12 protein-coding genes are annotated in these 15,046 nt (G+C 59.3%); 9 read left to right on the top strand and 3 right to left on the bottom strand.

Annotated elements, in window-relative coordinates; translation table 11 throughout:
• Positions 1–37 precede the first annotated feature (37 nt).
• From tssH to ACURWW_RS00580, 5 genes are all read left to right on the top strand, one after another.
• Positions 38–2,710: a type VI secretion system ATPase TssH gene (gene tssH, locus ACURWW_RS00560; protein ID WP_458618424.1), complete on the top strand. Its 2,673-nt coding sequence runs from the start codon at positions 38–40 to the stop codon at positions 2,708–2,710.
• A 73-nt stretch (positions 2,711–2,783) separates the two neighbouring features.
• Entirely contained in the window at positions 2,784–4,169 is a 1,386-nt protein-coding gene (locus ACURWW_RS00565) for a tetratricopeptide repeat protein (protein WP_445615061.1), read from the top strand.
• 5 nt (positions 4,170–4,174) lie between these two features.
• Positions 4,175–6,955 carry a tetratricopeptide repeat protein gene (locus ACURWW_RS00570; protein ID WP_445615062.1) on the top strand — a complete coding sequence of 927 codons (2,781 nt, stop codon included), beginning with the start codon at positions 4,175–4,177 and terminating at the stop codon, positions 6,953–6,955.
• A 166-nt stretch (positions 6,956–7,121) separates the two neighbouring features.
• Entirely contained in the window at positions 7,122–7,613 is a 492-nt protein-coding gene (locus ACURWW_RS00575; RefSeq protein ID WP_445615063.1) for a tetratricopeptide repeat protein, read from the top strand.
• Position 7,614: 1 nt separating this feature from the next.
• Positions 7,615–7,878, top strand: a complete 264-nt coding sequence (locus ACURWW_RS00580) for a hypothetical protein (protein WP_445615064.1) — start codon at positions 7,615–7,617, stop codon at positions 7,876–7,878.
• 74 nt (positions 7,879–7,952) lie between these two features.
• Here the strand turns inward: ACURWW_RS00580 and ACURWW_RS00585 are convergent, their stop codons facing one another.
• Complete coding sequence (locus ACURWW_RS00585; RefSeq protein ID WP_445615065.1) at positions 7,953–8,390, bottom strand: CBS domain-containing protein; 438 nt, start codon at positions 8,388–8,390, stop codon at positions 7,953–7,955.
• Positions 8,391–8,539: 149 nt separating this feature from the next.
• On the opposite strand from ACURWW_RS00585, the gene ACURWW_RS00590 reads away from it, so the two are divergent.
• Both ACURWW_RS00590 and ACURWW_RS00595 read left to right on the top strand, forming a co-directional pair.
• Complete coding sequence (locus ACURWW_RS00590; RefSeq protein ID WP_445615066.1) at positions 8,540–8,776, top strand: hypothetical protein; 237 nt, start codon at positions 8,540–8,542, stop codon at positions 8,774–8,776.
• A gap of 96 nt (positions 8,777–8,872) precedes the next feature.
• A complete protein-coding gene (locus ACURWW_RS00595; protein WP_445615067.1) occupies positions 8,873–9,772 on the top strand; it encodes an NAD(P)/FAD-dependent oxidoreductase in 900 nt (299 codons plus the stop codon).
• Between the two features lie 70 nt (positions 9,773–9,842).
• On the opposite strand, the gene ACURWW_RS00600 is transcribed toward ACURWW_RS00595, so the two are convergent.
• The gene (locus ACURWW_RS00600) at positions 9,843–10,625 is read right to left on the bottom strand and encodes a DUF305 domain-containing protein (RefSeq protein ID WP_445615068.1); all 783 of its coding nucleotides are present in this window, start codon (positions 10,623–10,625) and stop codon (positions 9,843–9,845) included.
• A gap of 325 nt (positions 10,626–10,950) precedes the next feature.
• Positions 10,951–12,237, bottom strand: a complete 1,287-nt coding sequence (locus ACURWW_RS00605) for a sigma-54 interaction domain-containing protein (protein ID WP_445615069.1) — start codon at positions 12,235–12,237, stop codon at positions 10,951–10,953.
• A 325-nt stretch (positions 12,238–12,562) separates the two neighbouring features.
• On the opposite strand from ACURWW_RS00605, the gene ACURWW_RS00610 reads away from it, so the two are divergent.
• Together ACURWW_RS00610 and ACURWW_RS00615 are read left to right on the top strand one after the other, a co-directional pair.
• Positions 12,563–13,444 (top strand): MBL fold metallo-hydrolase, encoded by an 882-nt coding sequence (locus ACURWW_RS00610; RefSeq protein ID WP_445615070.1) that lies wholly within the window; start codon positions 12,563–12,565, stop codon positions 13,442–13,444.
• 22 nt (positions 13,445–13,466) lie between these two features.
• Positions 13,467–15,044, top strand: coding sequence for a beta-lactamase hydrolase domain-containing protein (locus ACURWW_RS00615; protein ID WP_445615071.1), 1,578 nt, complete (start codon positions 13,467–13,469; stop codon positions 15,042–15,044).
• Positions 15,045–15,046 lie beyond the last annotated feature (2 nt).

Consider the following 15,046-nt stretch of genomic DNA (forward strand, 5'->3'; position numbering starts at 1 on the left):
CCGGACAGAAGGACCCAACACAAGCAAGGATAGAATGATGATCAGTATCGATTTGAAATCGCTGGTGGGGAAGCTCAACGAACCATCCCGCAACGCACTGGAAGGCGCGGCCGGATTGTGCCTTTCGCGAACCCACTACAATGTGGAAGTCGAACACTGGCTGCTGAAACTGCTGGAGATTCCGGACAGTGATCTGCTGGCAGTGCTCGAGAAATTCGAAGTCAACATGGGAACCTTGACCCGGGACCTGAACCGGGAACTGGACCGGATCAAGGCCGGCAACTCCCGCGCGCCCGCCCTGTCGCCCACCGTGGTCGACCTGGCAAAGAACGCCTGGATGCTCGCCTCCGTGGAATACGGGCATCCGCAAGCCACCTCGGCACACCTGCTCGCTGCGCTGATGCTCGACGAGAACCTGCGCCGCTCCACCGAGGCCACCTCGGGCGAACTGAAAAAGATACCCCCCGAATCCCTGCGGGACGTAACTCGGGCCATTGTCGGGACCACCACCGAATCCGCCAGCGCTCGGGCCGAAGGCGCCGGTGGCGACACCGCCCCGCTGGACAAGGTCAGCAAATCCCCCGCCCTGGACAAGTACACGGTCAACCTGACCGAGGCTGCAAAAAACGGCGAGATCGATCCGGTTCTGGGGCGTGATCAGGAAGTTCGCCAGATCACCGACATCCTGATCCGGCGGCGCCAGAACAACCCGATTCTGACCGGCGAAGCGGGAGTCGGGAAAACCGCCGTGGTGGAAGGTTTCGCGCTGCGAATCGCCTCCGGGGACGTTCCCGACCAACTCAAGGACGTCGCCATCCGCAGCCTCGACCTGGGGCTTCTGCAAGCGGGCGCCAGTGTCAAAGGGGAGTTCGAAAACCGGCTGAAATCCGTGATCGCCGAGGTCAAGGCCTCGCCGGAACCCATCATCATGTTCATCGACGAGGCCCACACCCTGATCGGCGCCGGTGGCAAGGAAGGACAGGGAGACGCGGCAAATCTGCTCAAGCCGGCCCTGGCCCGCGGCGAGTTGCGAACCATCGCCGCCACCACCTGGGCGGAGTACAAAAAGTACTTCGAACGGGACCCTGCCCTCACCCGCCGCTTTCAGGTGGTGAAAGTGGAGGAACCCGACGAGGACAAGGCCATTGAAATGATGCGGGCCGTGTCCTCCATGCTGGAAAACCACCACGGCGTCCGTATTCTGGAATCCGCCGTGGTGGACTCAGTGCGCCTTTCCAGCCGCTACATCCCGGCGCGCCAGTTGCCCGACAAATCCGTAAGCCTACTGGATACGGCCTGCGCACGGGTCGCTTTGAGCCAAAGCGCCACCCCGGCCGCGGTGGAAGACACCCGCCGCCGCATCGCCAGTTGTGAGGCAACCAAGCTCGCCCTGGGCCGGGAGAACGCCGCCCACGGAACCCACGAGGTGCAGATTGGAGCACTGGTCGAAGAGGAAGCGGCCTTGCACGCCGAGCTGGAACGACAGGAAGCTCAATGGCAGGAAGAGCTGAATAAGGTTCGTGAGATCAAAGCCTTACAAAAACAACTTGAAGACGATTATCAGGGCAGCCTGGCGAAGGACAAACCAGAGGCTGCCCCCGTTCTCAATGACAAGGAGCGGGAGAAGATCAAGAAGTCCATCAGCGCGCTGCGCGATGAACTGACCGAGCTCCAGGGGGAGAACCCGCTGATTCAGGTCAATGTGGACGGCCAGGCCATTGCGGAAGTGGTCGCCAATTGGACGGGCATTCCCGTCGGCAAAATGGTGTCCGATGAGATCCGTTCCGTGCTGGATTTGCCGAACGTACTGGCGAACCGGGTCATCGGCCAGCGTCATGCCCTGGACGCCATCGCCCAGAGCATTCGCACAAGCCGCGCGGGCCTGACGGACCCTCGCAAGCCCATCGGGGTATTCTTCATGGTGGGCCCGAGCGGGGTCGGCAAGACTGAAACGGCCCTCGCACTGGCGGACGTGCTGTACGGTGGTGAGCAGAATATCACCACCATCAACATGTCGGAGTTCAAGGAAGAGCACAAGGTGTCCATGCTGCTCGGCTCTCCCCCCGGTTACGTGGGCTACGGCGAGGGCGGCGTACTGACCGAGGCGGTTCGGCGCAAGCCTTACAGCGTGGTTTTGCTGGATGAAATGGAGAAGGCTCACCCCGGCGTCCAGGATATCTTCTACAACCTTTTCGACAAGGGAACCATTCGGGACGGAGAAGGACGGGACATCGACTTCCGCAACACGGTCATCATCATGACCTCCAACGCCGGCGAGGAACACATTCGCGCTATCTGTTCCGCTCAGGAAGAGGCGCCGGAACCCGAAGTGTTGCTGGATAATTTCCGGCCGCAACTGCTGAAATTTTTCAAGCCCGCCTTTCTGGGACGAACCACCATCATCCCCTACTATCCATTGGCGGACGACGATCTGATGAAGATCGGCGAGATCAATATGAACCGCATCAGCAAACGCGTCAAAGAACATTACAACGCGGAGTTCAGCTACGACGAGGAGGTCCTGCTGCACATTGTGGCTCGCAGTCAGGAAGTGGACACGGGAGCCCGGAACATCGAGAACATACTGACCCGGACCCTGCTCCCGGAGATGGCCTCCGAATGCCTGGCCCGGATGGCGGACGGAAACCCCATTGCAGCCATCCACGTGGCAGTCCATGACGATGGCCATTTCACCTACACGGTCAGCTAACCGGGGTCGCGGGAGCTTCGCCGCTCCCGCGAATCCATCATCTCATGAACATTGACAGGTTGTAGTACGCACCATGCCCGTTAAATGGACTTTACCGAGGGTTTGCAGCGCCGACGGAATTCGGATCGCGGCCGGCACTACCGCCCTGCTGCTGTCGATTCTGTTAGCCAGCGTCAGCCAGGCCAGCGATTCATCGGATCTGGACGCCCGCTACCAACAGGCCACCACGGCTGCCTTTTACCAGCTCGGCCGCGGCAATTCGGATTTCGCGCTGGAGGATCCAGGCATGGATCGGCTCGTGGTGCGGGTGCGGGCCGCCCTCGACAGTCACCAGCCGGCCCAGGGCTTGGCCCTCGCCGCCGCCCATGCAGACACCGTGGTGGACAACCTGAATCACCCGGAGCTGCCTTGGCTTCTGGACAGCCTTTTTGACAGCCAGGCCATCGCTATCGCCGAGGGCCTCCGGGAGCAGGCCTACAGCCGCGGCTCCAATTACGGCCTGGCCAGAGTCCGCCTTGCGTTCGCCCGTCACTACGGAAAGCAGGGCAAATGGCAGCGCGCCATCGACGAGTTGGACCGCATCGACATCGCCAATGTGCTGGCGCCACGTGAGGGTGACGAAGCCTATGTGCTCTACGGTGTAGCGCTGCAGGGACTCAAGCAGCACCGGGAAGCGGTCAAGTACTACAGTCGCGTGGAGCCGGGCTCGGATCATTATCGAACCGCGCAGCTCAATACGGCTCTCGCGTTTATACGACAGGACTGGTGGACGGATGCCCAACTGGCGATTGAGAACGCGCTCGCCCAATCCCCCCGTGCCGATGGAATGCGGGACCGGCTGCTTGCGACTCTCGGCTACTCGCAGATTCAGTACGGTTTTTACCGGGACGCGCGGGAGAGTTTCCGCAGAGTGCGCACCGATGGCCCCTACTCCAGCCGCGCCCTACTGGGGCTGGGCGTGGCCGCCCTCCACCAGGAGGACATGATCGGTGCGCTCAACGCCTTCGACTACCTGAAAGACAGGGACGCAAATGACATCTCCGCGCTGGAATCCTACCTTCTGAGTGCCTACAGCCTGGATAAGCTGGGACAGACGCGCAGCGCGTCCGCCGCCTACAGCGAAGCCATTGCCTTTTATCAACGATATCTGGGCCGCTGCCAGCAGGTACTGGAGCAAACGTCCCAGGCGCCCGACGCTGCGCTCGGGACCGTACTGTCCATGGTGTCACCGGACCATCGCCGTGCGCTGCGCAACCTCTCCGCTCGGGTTGCAATTCTTGAGGCGCTGGGGGCGGCGCACATTCCGGAACTGGAGCAAAACCTTCACCCGCTCCGTGAACAGTACACCCAACTGTTGACCGAAAGGGCGGCATCCGCCGTCAATGAGAGGCAGCGGGTTGTGGAAAGCTATTTGAGCCAGTCCCGTTTCGGACTCGCCCAACTTTATGATGCGCGTTAAACGTTATGGATAGACGAACCGGCATTCTAGTTTTGTTGTTGACTGCCCTGACCGCAGGGCTGGGAGCGTGCAGCACGACTCCCGAGGTCAGTACACTCGGAAGCCTGGACATTCGACAGGCGGATTCGCCCGGGAATGAGGTCTTTGTAAAACCCAAGTCCGAGGCGGAGGTCAAGCAGGCGTACTACGAGTACATCAGCAAGTCCTCGTCCGGCGAAAGCTCCCGACTGCTGGCCATGAGCCGCCTTGCAGAGATGGAGATCCAGCGCCTCAATTCCATGCTGAAGGAGGACGACGGCACCATTGAGGACGCGGTCTATCGCGAATCCCTGTCCCGGACCCTGGAGCTGCTGGACGCGTCGTTGAGGGAATTCCCCGATGCCGCCAACAATCACGAGACCCTGTACCAATTGGCCCACACCCATGAACAACTGGGCAACCACGACAGCTCGCTGGCCGCTCTCGAGGAGCTGACGCAGCGATATCCGGATTCCAGGCACTACGCCGAAGCTCAGTTTCGCCTCGGCGAAGCGGCGTTCGCAGAAGGTGACTATATTGGCGCTGAGGACGCTTATTCCGAAGCCCTCTTCTCCGACGAAACGCGCACCTTCTACGAACGGTCCCTGTTCAAGCGTGGCTGGTCCCGCTACAAACAGGGGCTCTATATCGAAGCCGCCGACGACTACCTCGCGGCGCTGAAGAACCGCCCCTTCAGCGAATACCACGAGCTGTCCGGGAGTGAAAAGGACGAGCTGGACGAGTACTTCCGCGCGATCGGACTGGCGTTTGCCAGCCTCCAGAACCCGGACATTCTGCAGAACTTCTTCGTGGCCGGCACGGACCGCAAGTACCTGTATCACGTCTACCGGGTGATCAGCGAAACCTACCGGGAACAGGAACGCTTTTCCGACGGCGCCATTGCACTGGCCCAGTTCGTGGAGCTGAACCCGGACGACCCCAACGTACCCCTGGCCAGGCTGGGCATCGTGGACACCTGGCGTGACGGGGGGTTCCGGCAGTTGTTCAACGAGTCACTGGAAGATCTGTATACATCCTTCCACCCCGGCGCTGAATACTGGCAATCCCGGACCGGGCCGGTACACGACGCAGTGGCGGAGGCGCTGCGCCGCTACAGCTTGCAACTCGCATCCTTCCGTCACGAGCGCTTTGCCCGAACCCGGCAGGACGATGCCTTCGCCGCGGCCAGTACCTGGTATACCCGTTATCTTGAGCACTATTCGGCCTATGCCCAGCAGGACAAGGTCTTTCGAAACTACGCTGAGTTGCTGGCCGATCAGGAGCGCAACGAAGAAGCCCTCCACTATTTCGAACTGGCGGCCTACGACGGAGAAATCGTGCTCGACAAGGACGCCGCCTACGCGACCATCGTTCTCGCCCGCGACCTCCACAAGAACAGCAACAGCTCCAAATGGCTGGACAAACAGCTTCACTATGCTCTGACCTCCGTGCGGTTGTACCCCAATGAAAGCCGCTACCATGCAGCGGCCCTGAACGCGGCTGAGTCCGCTTTCGAGAGTCAGCGCTTCGACAAGGCCATCGAGTTGGCCACGGTTATCCCCGACAACGCCGCACCCAATCACCTGTACCAGGCCAGCGTACTCGTGGGCCTCGCTTACCGGGAGTCCGGTCGGCCCGGGGACGCGGAAGCGGTCTTCCAGGATCTGTTGACTCAAAACCTGGACCGCGGCCAGCGCAGGGAACAGCAGGACAACCTTGCGCTCGCCATTTACCAGCAGGCCGAGCAGGCGCGGGACAACAATCAACCGGACCTCGCCATGGAGCATTTTGCCCGCGTTGCAGCAGCCAGCCCGGAGTCGGACATTGCCCCAGCCGCCCTGTACGACGCCCTGCTGCTTTCCGTGGAGAGCGAGCTGTGGCAGCGGGCTATTACCTACGCGGAGCATTTTCAGGAGCGCTATCGGAAGCACGACCTGAGCAAGGACGTGACCCGGCATCTGTCGGCGGCCTACCTGAATGCGGGTGATGACGCCAAGGCGGCGCGGGCCTTTGAGGATCTGGCGAGCCGCGACAACAGTCGGGAGGTCAAGATGGCCGCATTGTGGCAGGCCGCTGAGCTTTACGAATCCCGAAACGAGCTGGACTCGGCGATCCGCTCCTATCGCAGCTATGCGAACACCTACACCCGACCCTTTCCGCAATACATGGAAGCCATGTACAAACTGATCCAGCTTTACGAGCAGGTCGATGAACCGGCGAAGCGTCGCTTCTGGCGAAACAAAATATCGGAAGCTGATCAGAAGGCCAGCAAGAGCCAGAAAACGGAGCGCACCAACCGTCTCGCGGCCACCGTTCTGCTGAATCTCGCCCGGGAACGCGAGAGCGACTTTCAGCGGCAAAAGCTGCACGCTCCCCTGGCGGACAACCTCCGAAAAAAGAAGCAGCTTTTACAGGAAAGCACCGCCCTTTACGGTCGCGCCTCGGGCTACAGCTTCCCCGACATCACCACAGAGGCGACTCACTCGATCGGGCGCATCTACCAGGAGTTCGCACGAGCCCTGCTTGATTCGGAGCGGCCTGCGGAACTCGCGGGCGAAGAGTTGATGCAGTACAACATTCTGCTGGAAGATCAAGCCTTTCCCTTCGAGGAAAAGGCCATTGAGTTCTACGAGGTCAACCTGGCGCGCACCCGGGATGGGGCAAGCACTCGCTGGATCAGAGAGAGCCATGCACGGCTTGTCTCTCTTTTCCCGGCGCGCTACAACCGCAAAGGCAAGTTGGGCATCTATCGTGGCGATATACCTTAGCAAACAACGACAGCGAAACCCGAAAGGCTACCTTTTTCCGAATGGTTGCGACCTGCTGAAACCAATCCGGCAATGGGCGAGCCTGATCTGCGTGCTGTTGTTGCTCGCCGGTTGTGCTTCCAAAATCGGGCAACAGTACGGAAAAGGAAACGGTCCGGTCGAACCAATGGCGATGATGTCGCCCCAGGCATTGCGGCAATATCAGGAGGCCCTGGGTCTCCTCGAAACCGGGGATCACGCCGGTGCCGCATCGCGCCTGACAAAGCTCGCCGATAAACATCCGTCCCATCCGGGCACCTGGATAAACCTGGCAACGGCGCTTTATCACCTGGGCGAAGTGGATGACGCTCTGGAGTCAGTCAACCGGGCCGAGCAGTTGCAGCCGGACGTCCCCGCGGTCCATAACCTGCTCGGACTGCTCGCGCAGGAAAACGGCGAATACGCGAATGCGGAGCACCACTTTCTCAAGGCGCTGAAGCTGGATCCCGAAAGCGCTTACGCCCACTACAACCTTGCCTTACTGTACGACCTGTTTTATCAGGATGTAGCGGCCGCCCTGCCCCACTACGAACACTATCTGTCGTTCAGCGAGGCAGACGACCCTGCCACGACCAACTGGGTCCATCAGCTCAGAGCGTCTCTGAGCAACGGAGGCTGAGATGAAATTTGAAAAATCCGCTGCGTTTGGCCTGCTGCTTGCGACACTCGCCACACCAACAGTTTTCGCCGAGGAGGAAGCGATCGAGCTGGAAACCACTCGCATCAAGGCCAACCGGGAGCTGCCGCAGATTTTGTACATCGTTCCCTGGAAGGACTTTGAGGCGCCTGCCGGGAATGACCGGAAACTCAAATTGCACGATTTTTTTGGCGACCTGTACGACCCACTTCTCGGCTCTGAGGCCGAACAACTCAATGGCGAATGAACCGGGCGCCGCTGGAGGTTAGGGGCCGACTTCGCGCCGGATCCGGCTGAGAACGAAAGCCAGCCCCTGGACGATCAATGGGGCCGTGCGCCCTGCCCCGGCTTGGAAATATCCCGTAGCATGTCCCCGATCTCGTTCCCGCGCACGGTTCGCGCAATATCCGCCTGCGCCACTATGCCCCGGCACGTCCCCGAGTCATCGACGACGGGAATACGCCGAATCTGATTGTCATCCATGAGCTGGCAGCACAGGTCTACGCTGTCCTCCGGGTGGACCGTAACCACGGGAGAACTCATGACTTCCTGTACCCTTGTCTGAGTTCCTTCAAGGCCCTGGGCTACGGCCCTGCAGCAAATATCCCGATCCGTGATGACGCCGATTGGACGGTTCTGATCGTCCAGGACCGGAATTTCCCCACAATCGCAGTCGACCATCAGTTTGGCGGCTTCCTGCAACGTACTTTCCGGCGAACAGCAGGCCGGATCTTCGGTCATGATTTCACGTACTTGCATCGGTTCTCTCCTGCTTGAATTGAGTGAGCGTTCTCGGGTATTCACGGGCAAGCCCGCGTGTTGGCAACACACTTGCCAGCGGAAGGAAGGAGATGCAAGGTCCAAACCCTCAGCGGCCACTCCCCGAACGTTCATGGAGGAATGTACCTATGGAAGCGAGCATACGAACGGAAGCCCTGCACCCCGGCGATACTGTTGTCCTCGAGAACACGGCTGACGCAGCGCTGTCCATCGACCTGGTCAGCGACGACGGATGTAATGTAAAGCTGGACCTGGCGGCGGGGCAACAGCTCGAGTTCAGCGCGGGCGGTAGTCATGCACGGGTCATCCTGAGGAATGGCGATCCGGCGGCATTGTTGGTGATCAAGCCCGAACTACCCTCGTAGCGGATCAGATCTGGCGGAGTTTGTGCAGAGCTCCACCAGGGAATGCACGACGGCACAATTCAGACCCGCCCGTAATCCATCAACCGGAGATCTGCCATGCTCGATTGTCTGATTGTCGGAGCCGGCCCTGCCGGGTTGGTCTCCGGCATTTACCTGACCCGCTATTTCCGCAAGATCACCATCGTTGATGCGGGCGCAAGCCGAGCAGAACTGATCCCGAATTCGCACAATTGCCCCGGATTCCCCGATGGTATCTCCGGCCCCGAGCTATTGAAACGATTGCGCAGTCAACTCGAGAACTGCGGCGGCCGGGTCGAGGAAGGAACGGTTAAACGTCTGCGCAAGCTGGGAGGAAACGAGTTCATTGCCGAAGTGGATGATCATACAATCTCTGCGAGCACGGTTCTGCTTGCGACCGGGATTGAAGACGTGGAGCCGGACCTTCGTGGCTTTCAGGACCTCAAAGAACGTCAACTGGTTCGCTATTGCCCCATCTGCGACGGTTTTGAGTTCCGGGACCAGCGTATCGGCATTATCGGCACCGGTGAGCACGGAGTCCGCGAGGCTCGTTTCATCTGCAACTACAGTAACGACATTACGCTCATTGAGCCGTCGGCAACTTCAACCCTGGACCAGGGCCTTCAGGACTGGCTCGCGACCCGGAGCATCCGTCACGTTCAGGGAGAGGCCAATGGTTTGAGTATTTCCAATGGAGGGCTCCCCGTTCTCGAACTGACGGACGGAGAAAGCTTCGAGTTCGATGTGCTCTACTGCGCGCTGGGAGCACGGGTCCGTTCCAACCTTGCCATCGAACTGGACGCCGACCACGATGAACATAACGGGCTTGTGGTGGACGATCATCTGCAAACCAGCATCCCGGGGCTCTTTGCGGCCGGTGATGTGGTGAGTAGCCTGGACCAGATCGCCGTGGCCATGGGGCAGGCCGCAATTGCCGCTACTGCGATTCACAACAGTCTCGGTTTTGAAGCGCGCTAACCGGGGCGGCACTCCGCGAGCCCGCCCCGGTTAGCGTCAGGCGACTCGGATCGCGGTCAGCGATTCGAGCTTATGCACCGGCGTCGTCGTCATTCTGATCGTCGGTCTGATCGTCGCCGTTATCATCGGCATCGTTACCGTTATCATCCTCGTCCAGGTCACCGTTCTCGCGGGTGCCCGGCTGGCCGTCATCTCCTGCGGGGGGAAAAGGCTGAAAATCCTGCACCGCAAAGCGCTCGGCCAGGTGCTCGCGCATGTCCTGGATGGCCTTGGTCGCACTGTCGAGCATGCCGTGGCAGAAGCGAATCAATTCGGTGTGCTCCACATCGCTGCCGACCACACAATCCAGGCTGGGGGTCAACGCCTGGTACTGATGACGGCTGAAGTTCTCCAGAAAGACCTGGTCGAAATCGTCGCCCGGCTGAGCCTCCTGCAGAGCGTTAATCGCCTCCCTGGCCTCATCGCTTACTTGAGGATTATATTCAACACCGTACCAATCTCTCAGATAGCGCTGAGCTGTCAGGATGTGTTCGCGTTTCGCACGGTTGTTCTGGCGAGCAAGAGACCGCACTGCCTCATCCAAAGCCTTGGATTCAACCGCTTCGGTGTCAGGGGAAGGGCTGGTGCCCTCGTCCGACGTCACAGCTGCATCCCGTTGAGGATCTGTGCCCGCTGCAATTTCCGTCATGCGCAGTGCGGAATAGTGATGATCGATGATGTATTCGAGAAACCCCCTTTCAAATTCCGCGGTTGCACCTCGACCGGGCTGGGCAAATACGGCGGGTGAGAGTAGAGCCACCACGGGGGTGAAAAACAAAACTATACGGGCAAATTGACTGAAGATGGCTGGCATATTTTTACCTCCGGAACTGGAAGAGTACTGCCCATTCCTGGCAGTACCGGGACCGCATCCATCGCAGGCGCGACGGAACGTTCAGGCGCCCGCCGACCAAGCGTCGCGGGGCGGGAACGGTGGGACGCTTAGCATAGTTCGGGCCCGCCGAGAGGAATTTGCGAGGGAAAAGATCGTTCAGAACGCGCAGGCCGCCGCAGCATTGACGCACCGCCCAAGCCGGGCAAAAATGTTGCGATGCTTCACCAGGACGCGCTGCCCAGCTTTCGTTGTAATTCGGAAAGCCAGCCGTTCCCTGGCTGGGAAATCAGGTGGACAAATCGGTTCAGTCGCCCTCTCCTTCCAGCTTTCGATACAGGGATCGCACGCTAATGCCTGCAATCTTTGCCACCTCGGCCTTGTCGCCCCCATGTGCCGCCATCAAATCCTTGAGGTATTGCCGCTCCGCTGTTTTCAGATCCATCCAATTGTTCTTATTCGTTGCCGGAGAGGCATCTTCAGGAACTCCATCCGCGGCCATTGCGATACAATCGCGAACCAGTTCAGCCGAAATCAGGTTGGTGTTGCTGAGTACAACCGCTCTCGTCAGCAGGTTGCGGAGCTCGCGAATGTTGCCGGGAAAATCGTAACCAAAAAGGAGTTTCATCGCCGATTCCGTCAGGTGGTAGGCCTTGTCCGGGCTGATGCGTTTGATCAATGAGTCCACCAGCAGCGGCAAGTCTTGCTTGCGCTCGGCCAGCGAGGGAATGCGAATCGGGAACACGTTGATCCGGTAGTACAAGTCTTCGCGAAACTCGCCCCGCGCGACCATCCCCTTGATGTCCTTGTGGGTGGCGCAAATCAACCTGAAATTGGTGGATTTGGCCTGGGCGGAGCCCACGGGTCGATAGCTCCCACTCTCAAGCAGCCGTAACAGTTTGACCTGCATGGACAAGGGCACATCACCGATTTCGTCCAGAAACAGCGTTCCACCATCTGCCAGCTCCACAAGCCCCACTTTATTGGAATGGGCACCGGTGAACGCCCCCTTAACGTGGCCGAACAACTCACTTTCGAACAGCGAATCACTGAGGCCCGCGCACTCGAGGGTTACCAGCGGCTTGCCGCTGCGTTCGCTGGCTCGGTGGATGGCACTCGCGGCCAACTCCTTCCCCACTCCGGATTCGCCCAACAGCAGAACCGATGCGTCACTTCTGCTCACGCGAGTCATTTGCTCCAGCAGCTTGTTAAAGGCCTTGCTGGTACCCACCATCATGGCCGAGGCATTCTCCGCACCGGCCGTTGGAACGGAGCGCAACAACTCGACGAAGCAAAGTAACCCCCCCTTATCGTCCAGGATCGGCATCATTTCCACGTCCACGTGCTCCTTACCACGGGGCGTCAGGTGCACGTGCAGCACTCTTTCCTTGTGCCCGGAATTCATGGCCGCTGCCAACGGGCAGTCTTCTCCCGCCTGGTCACAGGGCACCGGGTATCCGTGCGATATCTCGAAGCACCGATGAGGCCCCTCCACCTGAAGGGGGCCGAACTGGGTTTCGTAAAGCCGATTGGTTGCGAGAACCTTGTAGTCGGGGGAGACAAGAATGGCTGGGCAATCAAAAGCCTCGAGCATTCTAGCCATTTCCGGAGCAAGGGGACGGGGAGTCGGGATGAGATTCATCGGAAGCCTGTCAAAAGTGTCAAAACAATTGCCATAAATGACACATTCGCCGGTGAACGTCAATGGCACCCCTCGATCCGACGTTTATTTATGTTTAAATTCAATAGTTTATAGAGTCTTGACAGCTTGGCACGCTCCGTGCTGAGAATGACGGTAAAGGAGAATATCAACAACTCAGAGCAACGCTCATCGTTCACCCTCCCGGCCGCAGTTACGCGAAGCAGATCGAAAGAGTGCCCCAATTTTTGAGTGGGTGCCACTACAACGAGGTAATGTCATGACATACACCAATGAATCCAAACCGGATGTTGTTCCATTTTTTGATGAGGACACCAACACCTTCTCATATGTAGTTAAGGATCCTGCATCCAGCAGCTGCGCGGTCGTGGACTCGGTCCTGAACCTGGACTATCCCTCCGGCACCATCAGCTACACAGGCGCGGACGCCATTATTGATTACGTGAGGGAGCACAATCTCACCGTGGAATGGCTGATCGAAACCCACGTTCATGCGGATCACCTGTCCGCAGCGCCCTATATCCAGGAGAAACTGGGGGGGAAGCTGGGGATCGGCGAGCACATTGCCGCTGTGCAGGAAACCTTCGGTAAGGTCTTCAATGAAGGTACCGAGTTTCAACGGGACGGTTCCCAGTTCGACCACCTGTTCAAAGACGGAGAGATGTACCATGTCGGGCAGTTGGAGTGCACCGCCATTCACACTCCGGGCCATACTCCCGCCTGCATGACGCACCTACTGGGTGACGCGGCCTTCGTGGGCGACACACTCTTTATGCCCGATGCCGGCACTGCGCGGGCGGACTTCCCTGGCGGCGACGCCGGTACACTGTTCGATTCGATTCAAAAGATTCTGTCTTTGCCCGAGGAAACCCGCATCTTCATGTGCCACGACTACTGCCCGAACGGCCGGAAACTGGAATACGAGACTACCGTCGGCGAGGAAAAGGCGCGCAATATTCATGTCAAGACCGGGACCAGCAAAAGCGAGTTTGTGGAAATGCGCGAAGCGCGGGACAGTACCCTTGGTATGCCGCGACTGATTCTGCCTTCGCTGCAGGTCAACATGCGTGCCGGACACTTGCCCGAGCCGAAAGATAACGGCCGCGTTTACCTGAAAGTGCCGATCAACGCCTTCAAATGAATTTTAATGAGAGTCTACGAAAATGAAAATTCAAAAGCTGGACAACCAGTTTTCAGTGTCCGAGCAGATCTCGGCTGATGATGTCAGCACGCTCGCTGCGGACGGAGTTCAGGTTCTGGTTTGCAACCGCCCCGATGGCGAGGCCGTGGATCAGCCGAACTTTTCCACTATCAGGGCGGCGGCGGAAACCCAGGGTCTGGAAGCCGTCAACATAGCGTTTACAGCGGGCCAGATGAGCGAGAGCCACGTAAACCAGCTCGCTCGGGTGATCGAGAGCGGCAAGCGCATCCATGCCTATTGCCGCAGCGGCACTCGATCCGAGAACCTCTGGCAGGCGGCCAGCGAACGAGGCGCCGGCGCGACCGCAAAAGCCCCGGGCGACCGATACGACGTGGTTGTTGTTGGCGCAGGGGCCGGCGGAATCGCGGTTGCCGCCAGTCTGCTGAAGCGCACACCAAAGACCCGAATCGCCCTGATCGATCCGGCAGAGTATCACTACTATCAGCCGGGCTGGACCATGGTGGGCGGCGGAGTGTTTGACGTCCAGACCACCCGTCGCAGGATGGCCTCGCTGATACCGGAGAAGACCGATTGGATCAAGGAAGCCGTGCAGACGTTTGTTCCCGAGCAGAACGCTGTGCAACTGGGCGACGGTCGCCTGATTTATTACAACCATCTCGTTGTTGCGGCCGGCATCAAGTTGAACTGGGAAGCGGTCGAAGGCCTGACGGAAACCCTCGGGAAGAATGGCGTGACTTCCAACTACAGCTACGATCTCGCGCCTTACACCTGGGAACTGGTGACCAACTTCAAGGGCGGCCGCGCCCTGTTCACCCAGCCGCCCATGCCGATCAAGTGTGCAGGTGCACCCCAGAAGGCTCTCTATCTTTCCGCCGACCATTGGCGGCGCACTGGAGTGCTTGACGATGTCGACCTGAATTTCTATAACGCCGGGGGCGTACTTTTCGGGGTCCCCGAATACGTTCCCGCACTCAAAAGCTATATGGAACGATATGGCGCTTGCCTCCATTTCAACCACAACCTGAAGCGTATCGACGGACAAGCCAGGAAGGCCTGGTTTTCCCGAAAATCCGCTGATGGCATCGAGGAGATGGTTGAAACAGATTTCGACATGATCCACGTCTGTCCGCCCCAGTGTGCTCCGGATTTTATCCGGCAATCCCCGCTCGTCGATGAAGCCGGCTGGGTTGACGTGGACCCGGCCACCCTTCGGCACAAGCGCCTGCCGAACGTCTGGGGTCTCGGCGACGTGACCAACACCAGCAACGCCAAAACCATGGCTGCGGTACGCAAGCAGGCACCGGTGGTAGCGCAGAATCTCAGCGCAGTAATGGACGGCAAGGAACCGGTTGCCGAGTATGATGGTTATGGTTCCTGCCCACTTACAGTGGAACGCGGCAAGATCGTTCTCGCGGAATTTACTTATGGCGGCAAGTTGGCGCCAACGTTTCCGAAATGGCTCAACGATGGCACCAGGCCGACGCGGCTGGCCTGGGAGCTGAAGGCCAGAGTTCTGCCACCCCTGTATTGGCACGCCATGCTGAAAGGACATGAGTGGCTCACTTCACCCGCGCACTGAAT

It is taken from the genome of Gilvimarinus sp. F26214L (assembly GCF_054401055.1).